General features: G+C 67.0%; 2 protein-coding genes. Both read left to right on the plus strand.

From position 1 onward, the window contains the following. Nucleotides 1–331 (plus strand): arylamine N-acetyltransferase (locus FNH04_RS45950; RefSeq protein WP_194237062.1); only part of this gene is annotated, 331 nt, incomplete at its 5' end. 170 nt (nt 332–501) lie between these two features. Beyond that, nucleotides 502–1383, plus strand: coding sequence for a YceI family protein (locus FNH04_RS45955; RefSeq protein ID WP_152792145.1), 882 nt, complete (start codon nt 502–504; stop codon nt 1381–1383). Nucleotides 1384–1430: the final 47 nt, after the last annotated feature.

Here is a 1430-nt window from a genome sequence, read left to right on the forward strand (position 1 = left end):
AGAGGCGGCGGAGTTCGGGGACCTGGAGGTGTGGCAGGACGGGAAGCCGGTGTACCGGCTGGAGATGCGGCCGAGGCTGCTCGGGGACTTCGTGCTCGGAGCCTGGTGGCACAGTACGTCGCCGGTGTCGCACTTCCGGAAGTCCCTGGTCTGCTCACGGATGACGGAGGGCGGCGGACGGATCACACTCAGCGGACACACGTTCACGGTCACGTCCGCCGACGGCGGCCGGAAAGTGACGGAACTGGAGTCGGACGAGACGATTCTGGAGACGTACCGGGAGCGGTTCGGGATCGAGTTGGAGCGGGTCCCAGAGGTACGAAAGGACTGATGATTCTCCGCAAAACCTGACAAATGGTGAAAGTCGGGGTTACTTGTGCGGAGTACCAGCGCATGCGCTGGATTCCTTGATGTGTCGTTCTGTTGCCTCGAAAGCACTTACGGTGGTCGAATGCTGCCTCGACAACGGATGATTTCAAGTCGCGCAGGGATGGGTCGAAGATGCTGGGCCGCTGGCGTGGAAACCGAACGAAGCAGGGGCAACGGACAGGTCCTCTGGCGGCGGTGCGTGTTCCGCCCGGTGCCGGAGTGCTCAGCTGCCGCGTGCTCGATCCGGTGAACGAGCCTGTGCCACAGGCGGAGTTCGTGGTCAGTGACGCGATGGGCCGCAAGGTCGTCGGCGGGGGAACGGATCCGTACGGGCTGTTCGTGGCGACGGTGCCCGCGGGGGAGTACCGGCTGGCGGTGTCGGCCGAGGGGTACACCCCGTACCGGGCGAGTGCCGTCGTCGACGAGAGTGTGCTGGCCTCGCTCGGGGATGTGACCCTGCAGATCGCCCAGCCGTACGAACTGCCCGAGGTGGGCGACTGGGAGATCGAGCCGACGCACTCCTCGATCGGGTTCACCGCGCGGCACATCGGGCTGGCGCAGGTGCACGGGAGGTTCAACAACTTCGCGGGGGCGATACGCATCGCGGAGTCCGTGGAGCGGTCGGCGATGCACGTGGTGATCGACGCGGGCTCCATCGACACGAACGTCAAGATGAGGGACGACCATCTGCGGTCGGCGGACTTCCTGGACGTGCAGCGGTATCCGACGCTGGAGTTCTACAGCGACCGGTTCGCGCACCGGGGCGGGAACCGGTGGGCGATCACCGGGGCGCTGTCCCTGCACGGGGTGACGCGGACGGTCACGCTCGACACCGAGTACCTCGGACTGGGCAACGGTATGGAGGGCGAGGTGCGGGCGGCCTGCAGGGCCACCACGGAGCTGCGGCGCGACGACTTCACGGTGAGCTGGCAGACCATGCTCGCGCGGGGTATCGCGGTTGTCGGGCCCAGTATCCGGGTCGAGCTCGACGTGCAGATCGTGCCCAAGAGCTGACGCCGTCGGGGCGACGGGGCTGACAAGCGGCGCGCGGCCCTGGGGGG

The sequence above is a fragment of the Streptomyces phyllanthi genome (genome assembly GCF_009377205.1).
Taxonomy (GTDB): Bacteria; Actinomycetota; Actinomycetes; order Streptomycetales; family Streptomycetaceae; genus Streptomyces; species Streptomyces phyllanthi.